The sequence below is a fragment of the Polynucleobacter sp. Nonnen-W13 genome (assembly GCF_018881735.1).
Lineage (GTDB): Bacteria > Pseudomonadota > Gammaproteobacteria > Burkholderiales > Burkholderiaceae > Polynucleobacter.
On record NZ_JACVPU010000001.1, the window covers coordinates 377,829 to 399,983 of the forward strand.

Here is a 22,155-nt window from a genome sequence, read left to right on the forward strand (position 1 = left end):
TTTTTCTTGTCTGCCTTTCGGGTTAATACAGTAGCTCAGCAATAAATTGGTAGGCATAGGAGAATAAGGTCTATTGTCATTATTAGATTCAATCCATTGAGGAGACTTTGATATGTCCACACATGAGGAAAAGCGACTTTCTCAGGAAATTACCCCTAAAGCGGTCTTTGAGGGACGTCGTGACTTAATCAAGAATGCTGCGGCCGGAGCCTTTGGTCTGGCGTTAGCTCCTTGGTTCTCGCGTGAGGCAATTGCCAGCAATGCTCAAAAGTTAATTGCTACGCCAAACCCAAACTTTGTTTTGAAGGATGAATCAACCAGTTATCAGTATGTCACTGGCTATAACAACTTTTATGAGTTTGGAACAGATAAATCAGATCCCGCTGCTTATGCCCAAAGTTTGCAAACTCGGCCATGGACTGTGACGATTGAAGGTTTGGTTAAAAAGCCAATGACCTTGGATATAGATGCCTTGCTAAAGCTTGCTCCGATGGAGGAGCGTATTTATCGTATGCGCTGCGTTGAGGGTTGGTCTATGGTCATTCCTTGGGATGGTTACTCATTATCCAAATTGCTGAATCAGGTGCAGCCTTTAGGTTCTGCGAAGTATGTTGAATTTATTACCCTAGCTGATCGCAAACAAATGCCAGGCCTGAAGAGTCAAATTATCGATTGGCCTTATCGAGAAGGTCTACGCTTAGATGAGGCGATGAACCCCCTGACACTCCTCACTTTTGGTCTTTATGGCGAGACACTACCAAAGCAAAATGGCGCCCCAGTCAGAATCGTCGTGCCCTGGAAGTATGGTTTCAAGAGCGCCAAGTCGATCGTGAGCATTCGTTTAACAGAAGAAATGCCCAAGACGAGCTGGAGTCAGTTTGATGCGCGTGAGTATGGGTTTTATTCCAATGTAAATCCTTTGGTAGATCACCCCCGCTGGAGTCAGGCGACTGAGCGACGTATCGGCGACTCTAGAGGTGGCTTTGCTCCTAAGATCAAAACCCAAATGTTTAATGGTTATGGTGATCAGGTGGCGAGTATGTACACCGGGATGGATTTGAAAAAATTCTATTGATGCAAAACGATAAGTAAAGTTGGATGAAGTTACTGATCTTCCTATTGGCCCTACTGCCGCTAAATCGTTTGATTTGGCTAGGGTTTACTGATGGTCTGGGCGCCAATCCAATTGAGTTTATTACGCGCTCAACGGGAACATGGGCGCTAGTCTTTTTGTGTTTGACGCTGGCGATGACTCCATTACGTTTGCTAACGAATTCATCAAGGTGGATTCGGTATCGCAGAATGTTGGGTCTATTTTGTTTCTTTTATGCATCACTCCATTTTGTCATTTGGCTTTGGCTAGATCAGGATTTTGATTTAATAGAGATGCTCAAAGATGTAGTAAAGCGGCCCTTTATTACAATGGGCTTTATTAGTCTGGTTTTGCTATTTCCTCTGGCACTGACTTCAACCCACTGGGCTCAAAGAAAACTGGGTCGTCGCTGGGCGCTCTTGCATCGACTGATTTATCTCATTGCCTGCACCGCAATCCTCCACTATTGGTGGCATAAGGCAGGTAAGAATGATTTTGATACCGTCACAATCTATGCAGTAGTTTTGCTATTGCTGTTATGTTGTAGGATTCCTTATATTCGCAAGCTTTTAGGTAAGCGATCTACCATCTAAGAATGTTCAGTTGATGACCCTATTGATATTTTCTCGCACTTCCTTGATTTCTATATTAGGCTTACTGCTGATTTGTTTTGGATCGTCCCAAGTCTTTGCACAGCAAAGTGATCAGAATGTGAGAACCATCGCTACTTTAGATGTTCCTCGCTACTTAGGTACTTGGTACGAGATTGCAAAATTCCCAAACTGGTTTCAGAAAAAATGTGTCTCTAATACTAAAGCTGTTTATAGCGCTAAGCCTAATGGCAATCTTCGAGTCCTTAATAGCTGCAAAACTGCCGCTGGCGAGACTTCAGAGGCAGAGGGTTTGGCTCGCCAAATTGGCAGCAAGGATTCACCCAAATTAGAGGTCCGTTTCGCCCCTGAGTGGCTCTCTTTTTTACCTTTAGTATGGGGTGACTATTGGGTAATTGATTTAGATCCGCAATATCAATTAGCTGCTGTGAGTGACCCTAGAAGAGAGTATCTTTGGGTTCTATCAAGAACCCCTCAGCCTGACCCCAAATCCTATGCTGATTTATTGCAACGCCTAAAGCAACAACAATTCGATATTCAAAAGCTTGAGATTACTGCGCAAAAAAATGAAGGCTCTTGAAAAGCGCATCGGTAATTACTTACTACCACCCGGAATTGAAATTTTCGAGCGTGGATGGCTATCGGCAAACAATATATTGCTCTTCAGTGAGGAAGATGTATCACTAGTTGATAGTGGCTACTGTGCGCACCAACAGATGACTGTTGATCTGGTTGCTAATGCACTGAAGCAGCATGGCTTAAATAAGCTCAATAAAGTGGTCAATACCCATCTGCATTCTGATCATTGTGGCGGTAACGCAGTCTTATCAGAGGTATTTGATTGCGAGATATGGATACCAGAAGCAGAGGCAATTGCCGTACGAGACTGGAATGAGAATTTACTGAGCTTTCAGCAATTAGGGCAAGAGTGTCCAAGCTTCACACACCATGCCCTGCTTGTGCCTGGTGAAGAAATACTCTTAGGCTCTTATCGCTGGCAAATTCTGGCTGCTCCAGGCCATGACAACCATTCAGTCATGTTGTACCAAGAGCAGCATCAAATCTTGATCTCTGCCGATGCGCTATGGGAGGAGGGCTTTGGAGTCATCTTTCCTGAGCTTTGGGGTGAGAGTGGTTTTGAAGAAGTGGCGCAGACCTTAGAGTTAATCGAAGGTCTCCCTGTTGCCCTAGTTATTCCTGGACATGGTAAGCCTTTTACGGATGTCAAAAAGTCAATTGAGACTGCAAAATCCCGCCTCGATTACCTCTCAAGCGATGCTGATCGCAATGCACGTCATGGTGCTAAGGTGCTCCTGAAGTACAAGCTGCTGGAATGGCGAAGCCAGAAGCTAGCAGTGGTCAATGAGTGGATTGCAGGTACGCCTGTACTGGAAAATATTCGCAAGCAGCTCAATATGAGCAGTGAAACTTTCCAGACCTGGTTGGTGGAGGCTCTGGTGAAATCGAAAGCAGCTGTTATCGAAAACGGTTTTTTAATGAATCAAGACTAAAGTGTTCGTCAGAAATTAAACGATAGTTTTCCATAAAAAGACCAGTCGTAGACAGAGTAGCTTTGCACGACCTGTTTGCTGGCACCCACCGCGAATAAAAAACTTTTATTAAGACGATGGGTCACCATGGCATCGAGCGGGATAAACCAGCCACCCCCTCCACCGGTATTCCAAACGATTCCATTCTCATCCCACAATCGAAGTTGCGTGCTGGGGGAGATATTCAATCCAAGCGTTGGAAAAATATTGAGATTGCGAACTAAGGGCGGTTGATTGGGGTTACTAGCAAACGAATTACTCTTGGTATCAAACCCATACATATATCTGAGTAATGGTGAAAAGTCTGAGAGCCTTGAATCGCTTCCCTTATTTGGTACATATACTGTGCCGATCTGAGGGCCGGCAGCCCATTGCCCGTTATTGCCAAATGGAAAAACAACCCTAGCACCTAATGTGCCCTCCCAATTCTTCAGAATACTGGGGTGATTTCCCCAGACCGTTAGCATGGTGTTACCGGCGTTATAAGTGCCGGATGACTGCTCGGTAAGAGTGGGTCCATAAGTTGAAACATAGGAGGTGTCGAGTCGCATGGTGCCTCGCCACTGGTCAAACTGCAGGGGCTGGTAGTAGCGAAGCTTCAAAGTGTCGCTTTGGGTTTGTTCTCCAAAGGTATTGTGATACCCCCAAAATTCCAGAACCCGTTGACTTGAGTACTGATCAGATGCTTTCTCTAGATTTAAAAAGCCTCCAGAGAACTTGCTTTCATCAGCACAAGCATTTCCTATTGATCCCAATGAAATCAGGAGGTGAGCAAAAATACGTAACAATGTCATATACGCAGTAATATAAATGACTCAGCCAATTGGAAAAAATAAGTAGGATATATGGAACATACAGTTTTAGTCACCGGCGCTACTGCTGGCTTTGGAGCGGCAACTGCAAGGCGGTTTTTGGCACATGGCCATCAAGTGATCGCCTTAGGTAGAAGAGTCGAGCGCCTAGCAGCTTTAAAAGCATCCCTGCCAGTAGAGCAGCAGAAAAAATTACTCACCTTGGCGCTAGATGTTTGTGATAGCGCAAAGGTTGATGAATTGGCAGCCACACTACCAGCCGAGTTTTCTAGGGTGACAGTGTTGGTTAATAATGCTGGGTTAGCTTTAGGGCTTGAGCCGGCGCATCAGGCTTTGCTCACGGATTGGGATCAGATGATTGATACTAATATCAAGGGGCTAGTGCATATGACGCGTGCCTTTTTACCGGGAATGGTAGAGCGCAAGTGCGGCCATGTGATTAATCTGGGCTCAGTAGCGGCAAATTACCCCTATCCTGGTGGCAACGTCTACGGCGGCACTAAAGCCTTTGTTCAGCAATTTAGCTTAAATCTCAGGGCAGATTTAATTGGTACTCCAGTACGCGTTACTTGCGTTGAGCCAGGGATGTGCTCTGGAACTGAGTTTTCGAATGTGCGCTTTAAAGGTGATGACAGTAAGGCTGGTAAGGTTTACACCGGAGTGAAAGCATTAAGTGCAGATGATGTAGCAGAGGCTATTTATTGGTCCGCTAACTTACCAAGTCATATGAATATTAATTTAGTAGAGCTAATGCCAGTGCAGCAGTCTTTCAATGGCTTTAATGTTCACCGTGGTGAACTGCAATAAAATCTAAATTGTCGGTTTCCATTGGTAAAACTTGGGGTAGACGCGCATCACTACTGGCCCGTCGAAATCCCACGATTTACAGGTACCCAAATAGAGTGGTGGTTTGTTGTCATCCGGATCAAATAGTGCTCCTGGAATAGACTGAAATGCGGCGGTAGCAATATTGCTGAGTAGCTCTCGTAAATGAGTGCACCCCTTAATGCCTCCAAGGTGTTCATTAATAGTTTTTCGCCAACCCTTACCAATGCGCGTGCCAATCAGTGCATCCATTGGAGGTATTACTTGCGGACATTCTGGGTGGGGATGGCTGTCCATGGCCACTTCAATTGCTTGAATCACTAATTCAGTGTTCACAGTAATGCGAACCCACATATCGTGGAAAGCTTGGCCTGGCTCCCAGGTTTTTCCGCCGGTAGTAAATGGCTGAAATTTAAAATCTCGTAAATGCGCTTCAATATCCCACTGGCCATCTTCTCGAGCGTAGCCCTGAAAAGTAATTTCACGAGTATGGAGAGGATTTCTGGGTGCTGGGGTTGAGAGCATGGCAGTAGTAAGTAAGAAGCTTGTAGGCGATATCTAGCCATCATAACGGCTTCATTTGTCGGTTACTGGGAGTGCGGCTTTGTAGTATTCTCGGCATGATATGGCCAAACCAATTTCTCTCGAAAAAATACTATTTAGCCAAGGCTTTGGGACCAGGCGCTATTGCAGCGATTTAGTCTATGCCGACCTAGTCAAGGTCAACGGTGTTCCAGCAGATGATCCAGAAGAGCGTATTGCTACCGAGGGATTAATGCTGAATGTAGAGGGGAAAGATTGGGAGTTTCATGAAAAGGCCTATATTGCGTTTAACAAGCCGCCAAACTATGAGTGTTCTCATAAAACCACGCATCATCCAAGTGTCTATAGCTTATTACCTAAGCCTTTTGTAGAAAGAGGATTGCAATGCGTCGGGCGTCTAGACTTTGACACTACCGGCTTAATTTTGATATCGGATGATGGTCAGTTTATTCATAAGATGACTACGCCAAAGAAAAACATTGGCAAGGTGTATGAAATCACAACTCCTGAGCCCATTACCCAAAATCAGATTGATCATTTGTTAACAGGCGTGGTGTTGGATGATGATCCAAAGCCCTGTCTTGCTTCAGCATGTAAGCAGCTTGGGGAGAATGTATTAGCCATGACTATTGTTGAGGGTCGCTATCATCAAGTCAAACGAATGATGGCTGCAGTAGGTAATCATGTTGCTAAGCTGCACCGTACTGAAATCGGACAATACATCATGCCAGCAGATTTGGCTGAAGGTGAGTGGCGCTGGCTCTATCCAGATGATTTGCATAGACTATCGCAGAGTGTTGGAGCTCCCATTGCCTAAACCGAATCTACTTTCTAAAGATTTTGACTTTGCAACAGTGTTGCCGCAGTGGCAGGTACATCCTGATACTCAAGAGCTAGAGCGGGTGTTTATATTTAAGGACTTTAAGAGTGCCTTTGAGTTCATGACCTTGTGTGCAGACTTCGCTGAAGAGTTTGATCATCACCCCGACTGGTCAAATACTTGGAACAAGGTATCAGTACGATTGAGTACCCATTCCCTGAGGGCGCTGACTGAGTTAGACGTCGCCATGGCACGTGCCATGGATCAGTTCGCCCTACAAATCTTGGCTTAATTCGTTTTACTGCACTTCCTCATCATCTTCATCCTCGGAGGTGATGCTCATGAGGATGGTTGCTAAGAGACCATAAACCACTTCTGTGGCGATCATGCCATCTTCATCAAGCTCATCAATCAGATCATTCAGGCAATCTTCTGTTGGCTCATTTAAGAGTGTCATGGCGCATTCGCACCCGTAATCAAAATCTTCGTCGTTTTGGGTTTGAGTATCGTTCGTCATAGGAATCCTTTAAGTGATGCTGCAGAATAGCAAATAAAGACTCGCAAGCCCAGCCCTATTATTTTAGTAGCGCAAGAACTTCTTTGAAGACAGGGTTTTGAGCTGTCTTTAGCCACTCAAATCCAAGCATCTCAACAGTAATCAGTCGTGCTCCAGCAATGCCTAGTCGATCAAGCGCAATTTGCTTATCGAGTGCTCGGCGCGAACCAACTCCATCCACTACTACGGAAACATCGTAGCCCTCATCGATCAGTTTAAGTGCTGTTTGCATTAAGCAAACATGGGTTTCACATCCCATCAGAATGCACTGTTGGCGATTATCAGGAATGGCGGCAGTTAAGCCATCAGCGCAGGCATTGAAGTGCTCTTTCTCAATCGTTTTACTGCAATAAGACTGAATGGGTTCGAGATTGCTGCCTAAGCTACTCGGACTTTGCTCTGTGCCGATAATTGGAATCTCGAGTAGTTGGGCAATTTGTGCAACGCGAATACATTGCTTGAGCACTGCTTCACCTTGAGCAATCGCAGGCATCAGGCGCCCCTGTAAATCGATCAAGATGAGAATTGAATTTTCTGAGTGGATTTGGTTTGATGGATTCACAGTGTCAGGCTCACAGTTTTAAAGTCAAGCTCATCATCCTGACTATGAATCTGAAAACCCAGATCAGAGACAAGATGAAGCATTCTAGAATTTTTACTCAAGACATACCCCAGCATTTCTTGTAACCCATTCTTTTTCGCATATGCAATGAGATCACGCATTAAATGCGTGCCAACACCCTGTGTAGTATGGCTATCGCTCACACTCAGGGAGAATTCACAAGCATTTTGATTGGGAGGTGTTACATAACGTGCAATTCCAATAATCTCCTCAGCACCAGCATGACTTGTCATGGCCGCAAGCAATGCCATTTCTTTTTTATAGTCTAAGTGCAAGATGTCATCCAGAAAGTCATCTGGAAGTTTAGAGATAGCGTGAGCAAATCGGAGATAGCGACTTTCTGGCGAAAGATGATTAAACAGCTCTATGATTCGCTCTCGATCATTCGCTTGGATGGGGCGAACCTTGTAATGACTCCCATCGCTAAGCGTATAGACCTTATTGGTAAAAGGAGTCGATGTATTCATAAGAGGTGGATAAGGGCTAGTTATTCTAGGATACCTGCTTTATGTATCTACTCGAAGTCTTTTGGCTCTAGAATGGCATTCTGATGTTTCAGCTCTCAGCAGCCTATTGGCGATTGTGTGATCCAGTACAAATAGGAAAGAGTGATGCGTATTCCAGTCCAGTTCAGAATCATTTTTGTTTTCAGTATTGCTTTTGGTTTTGCACCCTCAAGCATTCTTATTGCGCAAACATTCTCTCCTTACACTCCAGCGCAAATCCAAGAATTCAATAGCCAGCCTATTGCTCCTTTAGAAACTCCTGCTGGCCCGGTTTATATAGAGCGCCCACCTATCAGTCAGCTTCCAAATACACCTATTGATTCGCGTTATATCAAAAATCCAGATGGTGAGGAACAGGCTGAAGCGCAGGGTGCCCAATCCGCCGCGCCGTTTGAACCAATCCCAGCGACCATGGTTTTTTAATGATCGCAAACTGTTAACATTACTTCTACATTTTAAAAAAGAGTTATCCATGAAATCCCTTTCCAGTTTATATCTCATAAGTCTTGTAATGGCCTTAGGACTGTCAACGGCTGCATATTCTCAGAATGCATTACCCGTAAATGCCGCTGCTTCTGTAAATGGAATGATCATCAGCAATGATGTTGTTGAGCAAGGTATTCAGGCGGCCTTAGCCCAGGGTCAAAAAGATTCTCCAGAGCTGCGTAATGCAGTCTTAGGAAAAATGATTGAAATCGCACTCCTGTCTCAGCAGGCTGAGAAAGATGGACTTGCTAACTCTGATAGAGCCAATACGCAGCTGGCCTTGATTCGCCAAAATTATTTAGCAGACTTAGAGTTATCTACTTATATGTCTAAAAATCCAGTGAGTGATGCGGACGTGCAAGCAGAGTACAACCGTGAGATTACGTCTTTAGGTTCACAAGGCATGATTGTGGAGTACAAGGTAAGTGACATTGCTGTAGCTACTGAGGCTGATGCACAAGCTGCCCTAGCTAGAATTAAGAAAGGTGAGGCTTTTGATAAAGTGGCTAAGAGTGTTTCACTTGCACCCAATAAGGTGCAAGGTGGTGCTGTAGGCTGGGTGCAGGCCGGGCAAACTTTGCCGCAGATTGCCGCTGTTCTCACAGTCTTGTCTAAGGGCCAGGTTTCTCCTAACCCAATTCAGATGCCGCAGGGGTGGTATTTAATTAAGTTGGAAGATAAAAAATCTAGCAAGCCCCCAACTTATGAGCAAGCTAAAGCAGTCATTCGTAATGGCCTGGTGCAGAAGAAACAGTTTGAATTCCTCTCCCAATTACGTCAGGGTGCGAATATCGTCGTACGCTAAACCGGAGTAATTTAGCTTGCTACACCAAAAAGGGCGCCAAAGCGCTCTTTTGCATTTCTGCCTGCCGCTCTAGTGGTATTTCTCTATCTCAATGCCTGGCATTCAGGAGTAGATTAAATAAACCACTAATTAAGCTAGGGAGATATGCATGAGTAAGAATCCATTTGACTTGAATGCAATGGCAAATCAAACCAAGGGTATGAAGGCTGCGCAGGCAGTCGGCCAAGTAGCGCTAAGTAGCGCTCAGGAGATCGCTCAATTAAATCAGCGCGCTGCACAAGAGCTTTCCTCTCGAATGCAAGCCAAAGTAGCGGAGCTCATGAAAACACAGGATCCTAAGGCGGTATTTGATTATTTACATGCTGAGGTATTGCAAGAGGCTGCTAAAGAGGTTGCCGAGTATCAGTCCCAACTATTTCAAGCCTTAGCTAGTGGAAACAAAGAGCTAGCAAAAATTGCCGAGGCAATGATCAAAGAGTCGCAACATGACTTAATTCATTTTGTGAATGAGGCGACACAAAATTCTCCTGCAGGTGCTGAGCCATATACCTCGATATTCAAAACCTCTTTTAATAATGCACTTGAAAATTTTGATCTGATTCGAGCAGCTATGACAGATTCATTTTCAAACTTTGAGAAGAGTAGTCCTGCAGTAAGGCAAAAAAAGAAGTAAATACAAAACAGTAAATAAAAAACCAATACAGAGTCTTGAAAGCCCAAGAATTCAGTTATGGGTTGCAGTGACTACAGAGAGATGGGTTTGCAAATGTTAGCGTCTTGATGCCCTTGACATCTCGATACTCACATTTGAGACATCCCCATATTTTTGTGATCTCTTGATTGGTGGGCATGCCACACGCATTGCAGGGTAAGCCACGCTGGATGTCTTTGATCCAATAGCCCGGTATCTGGCATGCTGGGCATAAAGAGTTGAGCTTGTTTGCAAGATCGAGAGTTGCTAGCCGAATATTTTCCATTCGCGTAGGATTGGCAAAGGCTCTGAGGTCATTTTCAACATACACAATCCCTTTCGACGAGTGCGCGCAAGCCCATTCAAAGGCATCCCTCAGTTGCTTGATATTGCCAATATTTTTGATTGATTGTGGGTGGTATTGATCCGTTGGCTTAATCACTAGAAGATGAGATGGAAATAGCGCAGTATGCGCAAATTTTTCTAACTCCTCCCAATGTTTTACATAGGCATGATTGTTTTGTGCGGGAGTGCTGTGAAACCCCGTAATTTCTAGTTGTAGTTTTGAGTCAATCAGGATAACTAGTTCGCTATTCCATGCCAACATGCCAGTAAATGGGTCAGAATTAAACGCCCCCTCATTTGCAAGGCCAAGATCTGTGCCGATCAGTTCCATGCCGATCTGGGCTTTCTTTCTTGCAGCCTCAAGCTGGCTGCCATACCTGGGTGTCTCTAAAGTAAAAGTTCCCAGTAGATCGGTATCGTAAGCATCAGTATGTTGTATGTCCATCCCGGTGGCGGGCTGTAAGACTGAGCTCAATACATGCTCTTTGCCATGTTTTGTTAAAACGCTTGCTGTTCTATTGAAATAAATACCCATTTGAATATCTCATCGTAGGACTGATGGACTGATTACATTACTAATTTTGCAATCATGGCATAAAGAGGTATACCTAAAATAATATTGAATGGGAAGGTGATGCCGAGGGACATACCCATATAGAGGGCTGGATTAACTTCTGGCAATGCATGTCGTAAAACTGCTGGCACGGCAATGTAAGAGGCGCTTGAAGCGAGCACCATCAGCAAAATAGTATTGCCAAGTGGTAGGCCAATGAACTTACAGAAGGCTAGTGCAATCAAGGCGTGTGAAAGCGGGGAGGCAATGGCGTAGAGCAAGGTAATGGGGGGCTTGCCATACAAGCCCTTAATATTTCTAGCTGCCATTAAACCCATATCGAGTAGAAAAAATGCGAGCATTCCCTTGAAAAGATCAATCGAAAATGGTGCCATGAGTTTTTGGCCGGCATCACCGCTCACGAGGCCAACCACCATTGAACCAAGCAGCAGGAGCTGCGCACCATCAGTAAATGACTCATGTAGGATTTTTGAGATACCCGTTTGTTGAAGTCCTGTTTGGGTTTGTTTTGCATGCGCCGCCCTAGCTTTATTTGCCAAAACAATTGCCAAGATGATTGCTGGGGACTCCATGAGTGCCATTGCTGCTGCCATATGGCCCCCATAACTAATATTGAATTGATCTAAGTATTGGGTAGCCGTAATGAATGTGACTGCACTGACGGAGCCATAGGTTGCAGCTACAGCTGCTGCATCAAAGGTATTGAGTTTGGTTCTGAGGATTTGGTAGCCAATGATCGGAATCAAGATGGCTAGAAAGATAGCAAGACCAAGTGAGAGCGCGATTTCTGTCGTAAAGCCTGATTTATGTAAGGCAAATCCTCCTTTGAGACCCAAGGCCATCAAGAGGTAAAGCGAAAGAAATCTTGCAATCGGTGGTGGAATTTCCAGGTTGGATTTAACAGCGCCAGCAAATGCGCCAAATAAGAAAAAGAGAATTGCTGGGTCTAAGAAATTTGCCATGATTTAACGTTTAATAATTGCTTCTACAAGAGGATGCTGAATTTTCTTCTCCGAGCGAATAGCATAAAAATATTCGTAAATATGTTCACACTTACCAATCATCTCAATGTGATAGGTTTCTTGTAAATCTTTCCTGATGCTCTCTCCTGCTGGAAACACTCCAAGGCCGCTGGCCGCAAACGTTTTTAAGAGGGCACTGTCCTCAAACTCCCCGGTAATGTTGGGGTTGATCCCGTTTTCAGAAAACCATTGATCAATCAAGTGTCTAACCTTGGAATGAGAGGTAGGCAGTAGGATGGGTAACTCATTAAGACATTCTGGAAATGGTTTTTTGGATTGCTTCAGTAGTTTCTTGGGGCCAAACCAAGCAATTGCTGACTTCATCAATTCTTCGCTGTAGACGTGTAGATTTTTGTTGGCTGGAGCAGGCCTATCCGCAAGCACGATATCTAATCGATGCAAAGCTAGATCAGCCAGGAGGTCTTCAAACTCACCCTCGTGTGCAATGAGTTGAACACCATCCTTCTCTAGAATCGGTGCTAGTAATTGCCGAGTTACGAGCTTGGGAAGTCCATCAGAGACGCCAACGGTAATTTTGATTTTGCGGGAGCTTGCAGCCTCTCTGACTGCCTCAGGCAGTTGCTCTCCTAGGAGAAAAATCTGATCGGCAATTTCTAGAGCTGCATATCCAGATTCAGTGAGAGTAATGCCGCGACCAGCCGGCTTAAATAGGAGATAACCGAGTGATTTCTCTAATTCGTGAACTTGGGCACTAATCGTCTGAATTGCGATATGGAGACGTTCGGCGGCCCTAGACATACTGCCTTCTTTGGCTACTACCCAAAAATAGTAAAGGTGGCGGTAGTTATAGAGCATTTTAATTGTCAGTTTTTTACGAAATTACTATCAATATATATCTGCTTTTAACTTAAAGCAAATAGGCCTAAATTAACCCCATAGAAATCCATGGAATACATGGATGATTTTTAGAGGAGATGAAATTGGAACTATTTAGCCCGGAGTTTTTTTCGGCATTACTGGCAATTATTGTCATTGACTTGGTGCTTGCGGGTGACAACGCGATCGTCATTGCGATGGCCGCAAGGAATCTGCCAGCACATCTGCAGAAAAAAGCGATTATCTGGGGCGCTGTAGGTGCAATTGCAGTGAGAAGCGCTATGACACTGGTGGTGGTCTATTTACTGAAGATCCCTGGTTTGATGCTGATAGGCGGCTTATTGTTAGTTTGGATTGCATATCGCCTGCTTAATCCCGAGCAAGAGAATGATGAGCATGGCAATGCGTCTACAACCTTTTGGGGTGCAATGAAAACCATTGTGATTGCAGATGCCATCATGGGTCTGGATAACGTACTCGCGGTTGCAGGTGCATCACACGGTAGTTATGTTCTCGTTGTATTGGGGCTGCTCATTAGTATTCCAGTTGTTATCTGGGGCTCAACACAAATACTCAAAATCGTAGAGCGCTATCCTTCAGTAACTTACTTAGGCGCTGCTGTACTTGCTTGGACAGCTGCAAAAATGATGATTTCAGAGCCTATCTCTCAAGATTGGCTTGCTACTCAGAGTCCAGCCTTGGAATACCTCATTCAAGTGGTAGTTGTATTGGGTGTATTAATTAGTGGCTTTATTAGAAGTAGGCGTGCACTTGAAGATGTTATTGCTCCTTCGGTGGTTATGCCGGAGTCTGCAAATATGGTTTCATCACAGCAGTCCACTCATTTTGGAGAAAGCAACATGAATAAAATTCTGATTCCAGTAGATGGTTCAAAAAATTCAGAGATGGCAGTAAAGCATGCTGTAAATACTTATGGTCAAGATCCTAATGCATATTTTCATCTGTGCAATGTTCAGCCTACCTTGTATCGACACATCGGAAAATTTCTGAGCAAGAAAACAATTAATGAGTGGCATGCTGAGCGGGCAGCTCTGGCATCCGCATCAGCCTCCGCTTATCTCGAAAAGCAGGGCCTAAACTTTGCCTTCACCTACGTCTGCGGAGACACAGGCACTGCCATTCGTGATGAGGCTGTGAGACTGGAATGTAATCGCATTGTGGTTGGTACTTCGAAGAAAAACTCTCTGAGCCGTTTATTTGAAAACTCCACTACTGCCAAGCTGCTAGAAATCAGTAATATACCGGTAGAAGTAGTAACGGGCAGCTCCTTACCCGTACTTGAGCGTTGGGGTATCCCAGCTCTCGGTGCTGGTGCAGCCACAGCCTTGATGGCTGTAGTGATTGACTAGTTTTACCCTGCTGTTTTCTTTTTGCCCTCATTTTGAGGGCATTTTTTTATCTAAAAATACTCAGTTAAATACTGAAATAAAGTCAATTAAATTCATCTTTATTAGGAAATAAAATCTGTCTATTCTGTACTGGTATTTAACAAAGGAGATAGCAATGAATCTGATCTTAGAAGCCAAGGAAGAAGTCGAGCCAGAATTAAAAGCCTTCACAGAAAATCGAGTGAAATTTTCTTTAAAACGACTTTTATGGATGGTGAGGAAAATTAAGATTCGCTATTCAGCAATTTCGCCTTCAAAGACTACTTGCAATCAAAATTGCATAGTTAGCTTGGAGACATTTGATCATCATCAAATCGAAGTCAGTATGACTGCTAGGGATAAGCGCATAGCGCTTGAGATGTGTCTTAAGAAAATATATAAGCTGGTGCAAAAGGCGTTTCATAAAAGTCAGCAATATGGCCGATTTTCAAAACATGTCTATACATGAGCGAATCATTCCCAATGCAATTCATTCGCCATAAGTGTGATCTAATATCTACTGAACATGTGGGGAGTAGCCTGCTCAGTTATCTGAGTCCTTTTTATCGTCAATTCGACCCTTGGGTCCAGTATAGAGGTGAGTCAATATCAAGGCAAGACCATTTAAATCTTTATAAATGGTTATCTTTTGAACATGCAGCCCCAATCTTTGCTTTATTTGCTAAAAATCATGCGCAAATCCCTGATTTTGGGAATTTTGTCCGCTTTCGATCCGGTGGAGCGAGATAATCAAAGAACTAATTTATTTTCTCAAAGTCTTGTAATGACTGCCATGAGGTTCGCGCCGATACTCCTGACGTACTTCCTATTGATAGGCGGAGTCAGTGCGCAAGTTCAAAAGCCCTTGAAGCTCAATGAGCTCATTGAGATTGCATTGGAGTCGAGCCCTCAGGTCTTGGCGGCGCGGGATCAATCCAAGGCAATTAAAGGGCAGCTCTCTTCAGCTCGTGCGATTCCAAATCCCGATTTTGAAATGAATACCGGGCAACAGAGGTCGGTATCTGGGCCGTTAACCACCGGCAATGTCTCGTCGTGGTCGGTGACTCAGCCTTTGGATATGCCTTATACCCGCTACCCTAGAGTAAATGCTGCCGAGGCGAATGTCCGCGCTGCAGAGGCCTCCCGTATCGCTTTTGAAATCGAAATGATTTCAAGAGTGCAGCAGCGTTTCTATGAATTAATGCGTCGCGATGCAGAGTTAAAAGCTGCCGAAGAAGATTTAAGTCTGACAAAGCAAATTCGCGATCGTATGCAAATTCGTTATGACGTCGGCGATACCGCTCGATTTGAATTGATTCGAGCGCAAACGGAATTTCTGAATGCGCAAATTAATGCTGAATCCAGCAAGCTCAGGGTTGAGCAGGCCAAAGGCCAGCTCAGGCAGGTGGTGGGGCATGGCTTGCCACCTGACTATGAGGTTGTTTCGCAAGTCCTCAAGATAGAGCCATTACCTCCTTTGCCGATATTACTCAGCGAGCTTCATGCGCAAAGTCCTGAGTTGCAGAAGGCAAAAGCTGAAGTCGAGGCAACTGAGTCAAAGCTGAGTTTTGAGCAGAACTCTCGCTTACCTCGACTCTCTATAAAAGCCCAGCAATATAACGACCCTAACTTTACTGATCGCCTGTATGGCTTGGTGGTAAGTATTCCTATTTGGGATTTTAAGGGTGGTCAGATTGCTGAGGCACAGGCCAATGCATCTAGAGCGAAGAATCAATTCAATGCTCAGAGCCAAAGTCTTGAGCAGCAATTAGAGACTGCTTATAAGCTTTACCAAATGACCAGCTATCAAGTAAAAATATTAGATCAAGAGGTTGTTCAGTTAGCTTCGAGTGCAAGGCGGATTGCTGAAGTTTCTTATCGCTATGGTGAGCGTGGCATGCTCGAGTATTTAGATGCACAAAGAACATTCAGAGTTGCTCGTAATGATTTGATTAAGGCGCGTTTTGATTTGGCTTCTGTCCTGACGGAGATTGAGCGTTTAAGAGCAACCCCAGAGTGGATTGCAAAAATTGAGAGTGGAAAGTAATGAAGCAAAAGTTCACAATAATGATGGATCAGTTAAAGGCTTTGTATACCCAATACTTGGCGATTGCAAAAGTCTATCTTCAAGAATGGATCGTTGTTGTTATCAAAACCCAGCATGATCTATATGTACTGACCCATGAGTGGTTTAGTGCCCATTTGCCTCGGGTGGCTCAGCAATACGATAAGAGCCCTCAGTGGACACAGAAAAGCCTTTTTTATCTTCCGTGGTTTTGTTTATTCTTGATCATCCTGAATTACTTCAATGTATTTGATCGCAGCCCAAGTATTAAATCGGTCCAAGACCCCAATGTGGTGATCGTGAATCAGGACTTACGCAATATGATTACCGACGGGCGCATCTACACCGGCACTTTTGTGGAGGAGCTGCGTGCTTCCGGCCGCGTTGATTTCAATGAACTATTTCTGTCGCGTATTGGCGCAAATGTCACGGGTCGTGTTTCCGATATTTTGGCGATTCCGGGACAGCGTGTGAAGCAGGGCGATATTTTGGCGAAGATTACTTCTACAGAATTGACGCAATCTCAGCTGTCTTACTTGAAGGCAAAGAGCGCTAGTCAGTTGGCTGATCAAGCCGCTAATCGTGCCAGAATTCTATACAAAGAGGATGTGATTGCTTTAGCAGAATTGCAAAGACGTGAGGCCGAAGCTAGCAGTGCAAAGGCAGAGTTTCGAGCCACCAATGACCAATTGCGCGTTCAGGGCATGGATCAGCCCAGCATTGATCGTTTGGCGAAATCAGGTGTGATTGAGTCTATTAATAATGTCATTGCAACCATCCCAGGCGAAATTGTTGAGCGCAAAATTAATAAGGGGCAGGTAGTTCAACCTGCTGATGCTTTATTTACGGTTGCTGATTTAAGTACTCTTTGGGCTGTCTCGGAGATTCCGGAGAGTAATGCCTATCTCATTCATAAGGGTCAGAAAGTAACCCTAGTTATTCCGGCCTTAAGAAATGCATCAATTGAGGGTGTTGTTGCCCACGTCGATTCGATCGTCAACCCGCAAACACGCACAGTAGTCGTCAGAATGGAAGTGCCTAATAAAGATGGCCTCATTAAGCCGGGCATGTTAGCAACTATGATGATTGAGAGTCAGCCTACAGAGCGCTTACTAGTTCCATCTAGTGCAGTGATCCGTGAAGATAACCATGATCATGTCTTTATACGTGAGGATGAGGACACCTATCGGATGGTCACAGTCAAATTAGGTCCTGAGGGTAAGGGTTATCGCCCAGTCATCTCCGGTCTGAAAGATGGCCAGGAAATTGCCATCAATGGTGCCTTCCATTTAAATACTGAACGTAAGAGACAGTTGAGCGGTGGTTAGTCACGATGATTGAAAAAATTGTTCGCCTTTCATTACAACAGCGTTTATTAGTTGTCATCATTGCACTGGTCTTGTTTGTTGCAGGCTTACTGGCAACAAAACGACTATCGGTCGATGCATTTCCTGATGTTACTAACGTTCAGATTCAGATTGCAGCAGAGGCGCCAGGCCGATCTCCAGAAGAGGTTGAGCGTTTTGTAACGGTGCCGGTTGAGTTGAGTATGACGGGCTTACCCGGCTTAACGGAGATGCGTTCACTCAATCGCAATGGCCTATCAGTCATTACATTAGTGTTTACGGAAAAGACCGATCTCTACTTTGCAAGGCAGCTGGTTACTGAGCGTTTGATTGAGGTAGCTTCTGCAATGCCAGTCGGCATCACTCCTGTAATGGCACCGCCGTCGACAGGTTTGGGAGAAATCTATCAATATACGCTCGATCATCCCTCCGATGGCGATAGGCAATTAACGGTTGAGGAGCTTGAGGAGCGTCGTACGATTCAGGACTGGGTGGTTCGTCCAATGTTGCGTTCAATTTCTGGTGTTGCTGAGATTAATACGCAAGGTGGATACGCTCGTGAATATCAAGTCTTGGTAAACCCCGAAAGATTACGTCACTATCAAGTGGGTCTTCGAGACATCTATGAGGCACTTGCCAGAAATAATGCAAATTCTGGTGGTGGGCAGTTGCCTACGTATGCAGAGCGCTATCTAATCCGTGGCGTGGGCCTGATCACTAAGCCTGAGGACATCGGCAAAATTATTCTCAAGGAAGTAAAGGGTATTCCGGTCTACGTCAGGAATGTGGCTGAAGTGACTATTGGTAGCGAAATGCGTCAGGGCGCTGCTATTAAGAATGGCTATACCGAAAGTGTTGCTGGCATCATTCAAATGATCCGTGGTGGAAATGCCCGTGAAGTAGTTAATCGTATCAAGCTCAAAGTGGCTGAGATTAATGAGGGCAAGTTATTACCTGACGGACTGCAAATCGTGCCGTTTTACGATCGCACAGATCTTGTCAATGCAGCGATGTTTAATGTCGCCAAGGTATTGATTGAAGGCGTCATTCTTGTAGTCATTCTGCTATTTTTATTCTTGGGTGATGTTCGCTCCTCCCTCATTGTGGTGGCCACTTTAATTTTGACGCCGCTATTAACCTTCTTGGTAATGAATCGGTATGGTATCTCTGCCAACCTGATGTCCCTTGGAGGTCTTGCGATTGCGATCGGCATCATGGTGGATGGATCTGTAGTGGTGGTAGAAAATACCTTTGCCAAGTTAGGTGAAAGGCTCAAAATGGGCGAGTCGAAGATTCGTATTATTTTGGAGGCCGCTACTGAGGTTGGTACGCCAGTGTTATTTGGTGTGGGCATCATTATTTTGGTTTTCATGCCGCTTCTTTCCTTGGAAGGCATGGAAGGAAAAATGTTTGCGCCCATGGCGATTACGATTGCCATCGCATTAACCATCTCCCTCATTCTTTCATTTACCTTGTCACCAGTCTTGTGCTCTTATGTTCTTAAAGGCGGGAGTGAGGATGACACCAAAATTGTGGCGCGTTTACGTACGCCTTATGAGCGCTGGTTGCATTGGTGTCTTGCCAATCCCAAATTGGTGGTTAAAAGATCTTTGATGGGATTAGTTGCTAGCATCATTGGCTTTACCTTGCTCGGCAAAGCATTTATTCCAGTGATGCAAGAAGGTTCGATTACGCCAGTCATCATACGTGCCCCAAATATTTCTTTAGACGAATCTATTAAGCTAGAGTTTGAGGCGATCAAACGCATCATGACGATTCCGGATGTGAAGATGGCGGTATCTCGTTTAGGTAAGGGTGAGTCTCCCGCAGATCCGGGTCAGCCTAATGAATCCGATCCAATCGTCACCCTAAAGCCGATAGGTGATCGCAAGTTTAGCCAGGAAGAGATTGCCCAGCAAATCCGTGACAAGCTGAAAACTTTGCCGGGTATTGAACTCTCTATTTCTCAGCCCATCGCAGCACGTGTTGATGAGATGGTTTCCGGAGTTCGCTCACAGGTAGCAATCAAAATTTTTGGAGATGATTTAGTTACCCTGCAAAAGCTAGGTGGCCAAATTAGTCAGATCCTGACCAAAATGAAGGGTAGTAATGACCTGCGTATAGAGCAAGCTTCCGGACAAAATTACTTAAACATCACTATTAACCGTGATGCAATTGCCCGCTACGGTATCAATGTTTCTGATGTAAATGATGTCATTGAAACTGCTATTGGCGGTAAGCAGGCCAGTACTGTGTATGAGGGTCAGAGAAGATTCCCATTGCTATTACGTTACCCAGCCCCTTACCGAGATAACGTAGATGCAATCAGCAATATTATTTTGCATTCTCCAGATGGTGCTCAGGTGTTATTGCGCGACCTCGCAGATATTGCGCTTGTTGATGGCCCAGCGCAGATCTCTAGAGAGTCTGGTAAGCGGCGTTTAGTCGTGGGTGTAAACGTTGATGGGCGAGATCTCGGCGGCTTTGTTAAAGAAGCACAAGAGTTGATTGCCAAGCAAGTAGAGCTTCCACAAGGCTACTCACTGCAGTGGGGCGGTCAGTTTGAGAATATGCAACGGGCGATGGCGCGTTTGATGATCATCATCCCGCTAACAATCTTAGCGATCTATTTTCTGCTCTTCATGCTCTTCAAGTCATTGCGCCTAGCTGGATTGATTATTTTGGTCTTACCATTTGCCTCGATTGGCGGTGTATTTGGTTTATTTATATCCGGCGAGTATCTATCTGTGCCAGCTGCGGTTGGTTTTATTAACCTCTGGGGTATTGCGGTACTCAATGGCGTGGTGCTGATCTCATTCATTAAGCAATTACGTGAAGATGGTTACTCCATGGAAGATGCGCTATTGCATGGTTGTGGTCATCGCTTTAGGCCAGTCATGATGACTGCTTCAGTTGCGATGTTGGCTTTGGTGCCCATGCTATTTTCTGGCGGCCCAGGCTCTGAGGTAACCCGGCCGCTAGCAGCCGTGGTGATCTCAGGTCTGATTACCTCAACCGCATTAACATTACTAGTACTACCGGTCCTATATAGATGGTTTGAAGATAAAGAGGTGGAAGCATGATGGAAGTGAAGGCGGTTATTCGCCCAAATAAGTTAGCTGCTCTCCGAACAGCCTTACTAGAAATCCCAGGCTTCCCAGGGATGACTGTAACTAAGGTCGAGGGCTGTAGTGCTCCCAGTCGAACAGGTAAATTCAATATTAAAGATGAGTTAACAGACTACTCAGCGAAAGTGAAGATTGAGATTGTTTGTAATGATGAGATTACAGAAGTTCTGATGGACCGTATTGTGACTATTTGCCAAACAGGACAGGTAGGGGACGGTGTTGTCTGGTGTACTGAGGTTCCGAAGGCTTTCTTCATCTCTAAGACTTCTGTATAGGGATGCTCTTCAATTCTTCGGTATGATGTTTTCTAAGCTATTAAATTATTGCCAATCATCTTGGAGAGTATTTTGAAAAATATCATTGATCGTATTGATCACATTGTTCTGACCGTAACTGATATTGAGCTCACGACTCAGTGGTACGAAAAAGCGTTAGGTTTTGAGCGTGAGTTTTTTACTGGTCCAGAAGGGCAGCCACGTTATTCATTGCGTTTTGGACAGTTAAAAATCAATCTTCAGGACAAAGATACTGATACTCCTACCAAGGCCAAAGTTCCCACGATTGGTTCGGGAGACTTTTGTTTGATTTCAGCAATTCCCTTGGATGACTTTATTGCGCATCTGCACAAGCATGCTGTTGTTATTGATGTTGGGCCTGTGCCAAGGCGCGGTGCTCTTGGGCCCATTCGTTCGGTCTACTTACGTGACCCAGACAATAATCTCGTAGAGGTTGCTGAGTACGTCTAGTGCTTACCTGGATCTGATACGCCTAACTGGCGCGCAAGATCCAGAAAGTCTTTTGCATGGTAGTTAGTAAATTGCTCCACATGCAGATCATTGCGTAAATGATTTTTACCAAACTCCAGCGGGCGCTCAATAAAGGCTGTTTGTAATCCACAGGCGTGAGCAGCCTCCAAGTCATCCTTGTGTGCGGCAACCAACATCACTTCTTCGGCGGAAAGATTGAAGATGTCCGCTACACCCAAATAGGTTTCGGGGTCGGGTTTGTAATGGCGGAACACTTCAGCCGAAAGAATTAAGTCCCAAGGTAAGCCAGCATTTTTTGCCATAGCAGCTAATAAGCCCATATTGCCATTTGAGAGAGTGACGATCGTGAACTGACTTTTGAGCTGATGCAGACCTTCAACAGCCTCTGGCCAGGGATTGAGCCGATGCCAAATCAGATTGAGATGCTGTATTTGAGTGTCAGACAAAGAGTGGACTTTAAATGTCTTGAGAACATCAATCAGGATCATATGATGGAGATCATCAATTTTGGTCCAAGGTAGTTCGCCAGAGCGTACGCGAGCCATAGCTGGCCTGTAGCCTTGCCGCCAGGCTGTAGCAAAGGCATCAGGATCGACCGGTAGTCCTAGTCGAGTGACCTCGGCCGCTATGGAGCCATGCCAGTCAACCACCGTGCCAAAAACATCAAACGCTAGTACCTTGGGTGCTTTATTCATGAGGAAGATTCTTGCTTGCTATGGGGCTTTTGTCAAACAAGCGGCTCACGCATGAATTGCTGGGAGTT

26 protein-coding genes and 1 pseudogene are annotated in these 22,155 nt (G+C 44.9%); 18 read left to right on the plus strand and 9 right to left on the minus strand.

What is annotated here, in order from left to right:
- Positions 1 to 112: 112 nt before the first annotated feature.
- From msrP to ICN27_RS02035, 4 genes are read left to right on the plus strand one after another with little or no spacing between them, the layout of a single operon-like run.
- Positions 113 to 1,075: a protein-methionine-sulfoxide reductase catalytic subunit MsrP gene (gene msrP / locus ICN27_RS02020; protein ID WP_216268786.1), complete on the plus strand. Its 963-nt coding sequence runs from the start codon at positions 113 to 115 to the stop codon at positions 1,073 to 1,075.
- Positions 1,076 to 1,098: 23 nt separating this feature from the next.
- Positions 1,099 to 1,686 carry a sulfite oxidase heme-binding subunit YedZ gene (locus tag ICN27_RS02025; protein WP_216268787.1) on the plus strand — a complete coding sequence of 196 codons (588 nt, stop codon included), beginning with the start codon at positions 1,099 to 1,101 and terminating at the stop codon, positions 1,684 to 1,686.
- 13 nt (positions 1,687 to 1,699) lie between these two features.
- A complete protein-coding gene (locus ICN27_RS02030) occupies positions 1,700 to 2,284 on the plus strand; it encodes a lipocalin family protein (RefSeq protein WP_216268788.1) in 585 nt (194 codons plus the stop codon).
- Positions 2,271 to 3,215: an MBL fold metallo-hydrolase gene (locus ICN27_RS02035; protein ID WP_216268789.1), complete on the plus strand. Its 945-nt coding sequence runs from the start codon at positions 2,271 to 2,273 to the stop codon at positions 3,213 to 3,215. Before ICN27_RS02030 ends, ICN27_RS02035 begins: the two co-directional genes overlap by 14 nt.
- Before the next feature lie 8 nt (positions 3,216 to 3,223).
- On the opposite strand, the gene ICN27_RS02040 is transcribed toward ICN27_RS02035, so the two are convergent.
- Entirely contained in the window at positions 3,224 to 4,048 is an 825-nt protein-coding gene (locus tag ICN27_RS02040; RefSeq protein WP_255534939.1) for a hypothetical protein, read from the minus strand.
- A gap of 51 nt (positions 4,049 to 4,099) precedes the next feature.
- On the opposite strand from ICN27_RS02040, the gene ICN27_RS02045 reads away from it, so the two are divergent.
- Entirely contained in the window at positions 4,100 to 4,873 is a 774-nt protein-coding gene (locus ICN27_RS02045; protein ID WP_216268790.1) for an SDR family NAD(P)-dependent oxidoreductase, read from the plus strand.
- A gap of 3 nt (positions 4,874 to 4,876) precedes the next feature.
- Here the strand turns inward: ICN27_RS02045 and ICN27_RS02050 are convergent, their stop codons facing one another.
- Positions 4,877 to 5,416 (minus strand): DUF2889 domain-containing protein, encoded by a 540-nt coding sequence (locus ICN27_RS02050; RefSeq protein ID WP_216268791.1) that lies wholly within the window; start codon positions 5,414 to 5,416, stop codon positions 4,877 to 4,879.
- 100 nt (positions 5,417 to 5,516) lie between these two features.
- Here ICN27_RS02050 and ICN27_RS02055 point away from each other — a divergent pair, with 100 nt between their 5' ends.
- Complete coding sequence (locus ICN27_RS02055; RefSeq protein WP_216268792.1) at positions 5,517 to 6,251, plus strand: pseudouridine synthase; 735 nt, start codon at positions 5,517 to 5,519, stop codon at positions 6,249 to 6,251.
- Positions 6,244 to 6,546 carry a 4a-hydroxytetrahydrobiopterin dehydratase gene (locus ICN27_RS02060; protein WP_255534940.1) on the plus strand — a complete coding sequence of 101 codons (303 nt, stop codon included), beginning with the start codon at positions 6,244 to 6,246 and terminating at the stop codon, positions 6,544 to 6,546. Before ICN27_RS02055 ends, ICN27_RS02060 begins: the two co-directional genes overlap by 8 nt.
- A 6-nt stretch (positions 6,547 to 6,552) precedes the next feature.
- On the opposite strand, the gene ICN27_RS02065 is transcribed toward ICN27_RS02060, so the two are convergent.
- Genes ICN27_RS02065 through ICN27_RS02075 form a run of 3 tightly spaced genes read right to left on the minus strand, consistent with a single transcriptional unit; the run spans position 6,553 to position 7,899 of the window.
- Positions 6,553 to 6,771 carry a hypothetical protein gene (locus tag ICN27_RS02065; RefSeq protein WP_046329638.1) on the minus strand — a complete coding sequence of 73 codons (219 nt, stop codon included), beginning with the start codon at positions 6,769 to 6,771 and terminating at the stop codon, positions 6,553 to 6,555.
- A gap of 58 nt (positions 6,772 to 6,829) precedes the next feature.
- A complete protein-coding gene (locus tag ICN27_RS02070; protein ID WP_370624465.1) occupies positions 6,830 to 7,372 on the minus strand; it encodes an isochorismatase family protein in 543 nt (180 codons plus the stop codon).
- Complete coding sequence (locus ICN27_RS02075) at positions 7,369 to 7,899, minus strand: GNAT family N-acetyltransferase (RefSeq protein WP_216268794.1); 531 nt, start codon at positions 7,897 to 7,899, stop codon at positions 7,369 to 7,371. Before ICN27_RS02075 ends, ICN27_RS02070 begins: the two co-directional genes overlap by 4 nt.
- Positions 7,900 to 8,043: 144 nt before the next feature.
- Between ICN27_RS02075 and ICN27_RS02080 the strand changes: the two genes are divergently transcribed.
- From ICN27_RS02080 to ICN27_RS02090, 3 genes are all read left to right on the plus strand, one after another.
- Entirely contained in the window at positions 8,044 to 8,361 is a 318-nt protein-coding gene (locus ICN27_RS02080) for a hypothetical protein (protein WP_215309222.1), read from the plus strand.
- Positions 8,282 to 9,229 carry a peptidylprolyl isomerase gene (locus tag ICN27_RS02085; RefSeq protein ID WP_255534941.1) on the plus strand — a complete coding sequence of 316 codons (948 nt, stop codon included), beginning with the start codon at positions 8,282 to 8,284 and terminating at the stop codon, positions 9,227 to 9,229. The genes ICN27_RS02080 and ICN27_RS02085 overlap by 80 nt, the downstream gene beginning before the upstream one ends.
- Positions 9,230 to 9,377: 148 nt before the next feature.
- A complete protein-coding gene (locus ICN27_RS02090; RefSeq protein ID WP_216268796.1) occupies positions 9,378 to 9,902 on the plus strand; it encodes a phasin family protein in 525 nt (174 codons plus the stop codon).
- A gap of 55 nt (positions 9,903 to 9,957) precedes the next feature.
- On the opposite strand, the gene ICN27_RS02095 is transcribed toward ICN27_RS02090, so the two are convergent.
- The 3 genes from ICN27_RS02095 to ICN27_RS02105 form a co-directional block, all read right to left on the minus strand.
- Positions 9,958 to 10,740, minus strand: a complete 783-nt coding sequence (locus tag ICN27_RS02095) for a DUF6671 family protein (RefSeq protein ID WP_216268797.1) — start codon at positions 10,738 to 10,740, stop codon at positions 9,958 to 9,960.
- A gap of 92 nt (positions 10,741 to 10,832) precedes the next feature.
- The gene (locus ICN27_RS02100; protein WP_216268798.1) at positions 10,833 to 11,801 is read right to left on the minus strand and encodes a sodium-dependent bicarbonate transport family permease; all 969 of its coding nucleotides are present in this window, start codon (positions 11,799 to 11,801) and stop codon (positions 10,833 to 10,835) included.
- A gap of 3 nt (positions 11,802 to 11,804) precedes the next feature.
- Positions 11,805 to 12,677 (minus strand): LysR family transcriptional regulator, encoded by an 873-nt coding sequence (locus tag ICN27_RS02105; RefSeq protein WP_216861216.1) that lies wholly within the window; start codon positions 12,675 to 12,677, stop codon positions 11,805 to 11,807.
- Between the two features lie 119 nt (positions 12,678 to 12,796).
- Between ICN27_RS02105 and ICN27_RS10405 the strand changes: the two are divergent.
- The 8 genes and pseudogenes from ICN27_RS10405 to ICN27_RS02140 all read left to right on the plus strand — a co-directional run.
- A pseudogene (locus tag ICN27_RS10405) lies at positions 12,797 to 13,465 on the plus strand (TerC family protein); the annotation flags it as partial.
- A 93-nt stretch (positions 13,466 to 13,558) separates the two neighbouring features.
- Entirely contained in the window at positions 13,559 to 14,068 is a 510-nt protein-coding gene (locus ICN27_RS10410; protein WP_255534997.1) for a universal stress protein, read from the plus strand.
- Positions 14,069 to 14,222: 154 nt separating this feature from the next.
- The gene (locus ICN27_RS02115; RefSeq protein ID WP_216268800.1) at positions 14,223 to 14,555 is read left to right on the plus strand and encodes a hypothetical protein; all 333 of its coding nucleotides are present in this window, start codon (positions 14,223 to 14,225) and stop codon (positions 14,553 to 14,555) included.
- 222 nt (positions 14,556 to 14,777) lie between these two features.
- Positions 14,778 to 16,133, plus strand: a complete 1,356-nt coding sequence (locus tag ICN27_RS02120) for a TolC family protein (protein WP_216268801.1) — start codon at positions 14,778 to 14,780, stop codon at positions 16,131 to 16,133.
- Positions 16,133 to 17,479, plus strand: coding sequence for an efflux RND transporter periplasmic adaptor subunit (locus tag ICN27_RS02125; protein ID WP_216268802.1), 1,347 nt, complete (start codon positions 16,133 to 16,135; stop codon positions 17,477 to 17,479). The genes ICN27_RS02120 and ICN27_RS02125 overlap by 1 nt, the downstream gene beginning before the upstream one ends.
- Before the next feature lie 5 nt (positions 17,480 to 17,484).
- On the plus strand, positions 17,485 to 20,580 hold the full coding sequence (locus ICN27_RS02130) for an efflux RND transporter permease subunit (protein WP_216268803.1): 3,096 nt from the start codon (positions 17,485 to 17,487) through the stop codon (positions 20,578 to 20,580).
- Positions 20,577 to 20,900 (plus strand): P-II family nitrogen regulator, encoded by a 324-nt coding sequence (locus ICN27_RS02135; protein ID WP_216268804.1) that lies wholly within the window; start codon positions 20,577 to 20,579, stop codon positions 20,898 to 20,900. The genes ICN27_RS02130 and ICN27_RS02135 overlap by 4 nt, the downstream gene beginning before the upstream one ends.
- 72 nt (positions 20,901 to 20,972) lie before the next feature.
- Positions 20,973 to 21,371 carry a VOC family protein gene (locus ICN27_RS02140; RefSeq protein WP_216268805.1) on the plus strand — a complete coding sequence of 133 codons (399 nt, stop codon included), beginning with the start codon at positions 20,973 to 20,975 and terminating at the stop codon, positions 21,369 to 21,371.
- Here the strand turns inward: ICN27_RS02140 and ICN27_RS02145 are convergent.
- Entirely contained in the window at positions 21,368 to 22,087 is a 720-nt protein-coding gene (locus ICN27_RS02145; protein WP_216268806.1) for a haloacid dehalogenase type II, read from the minus strand. The genes ICN27_RS02140 and ICN27_RS02145 overlap by 4 nt on opposite strands.
- Positions 22,088 to 22,155 lie beyond the last annotated feature (68 nt).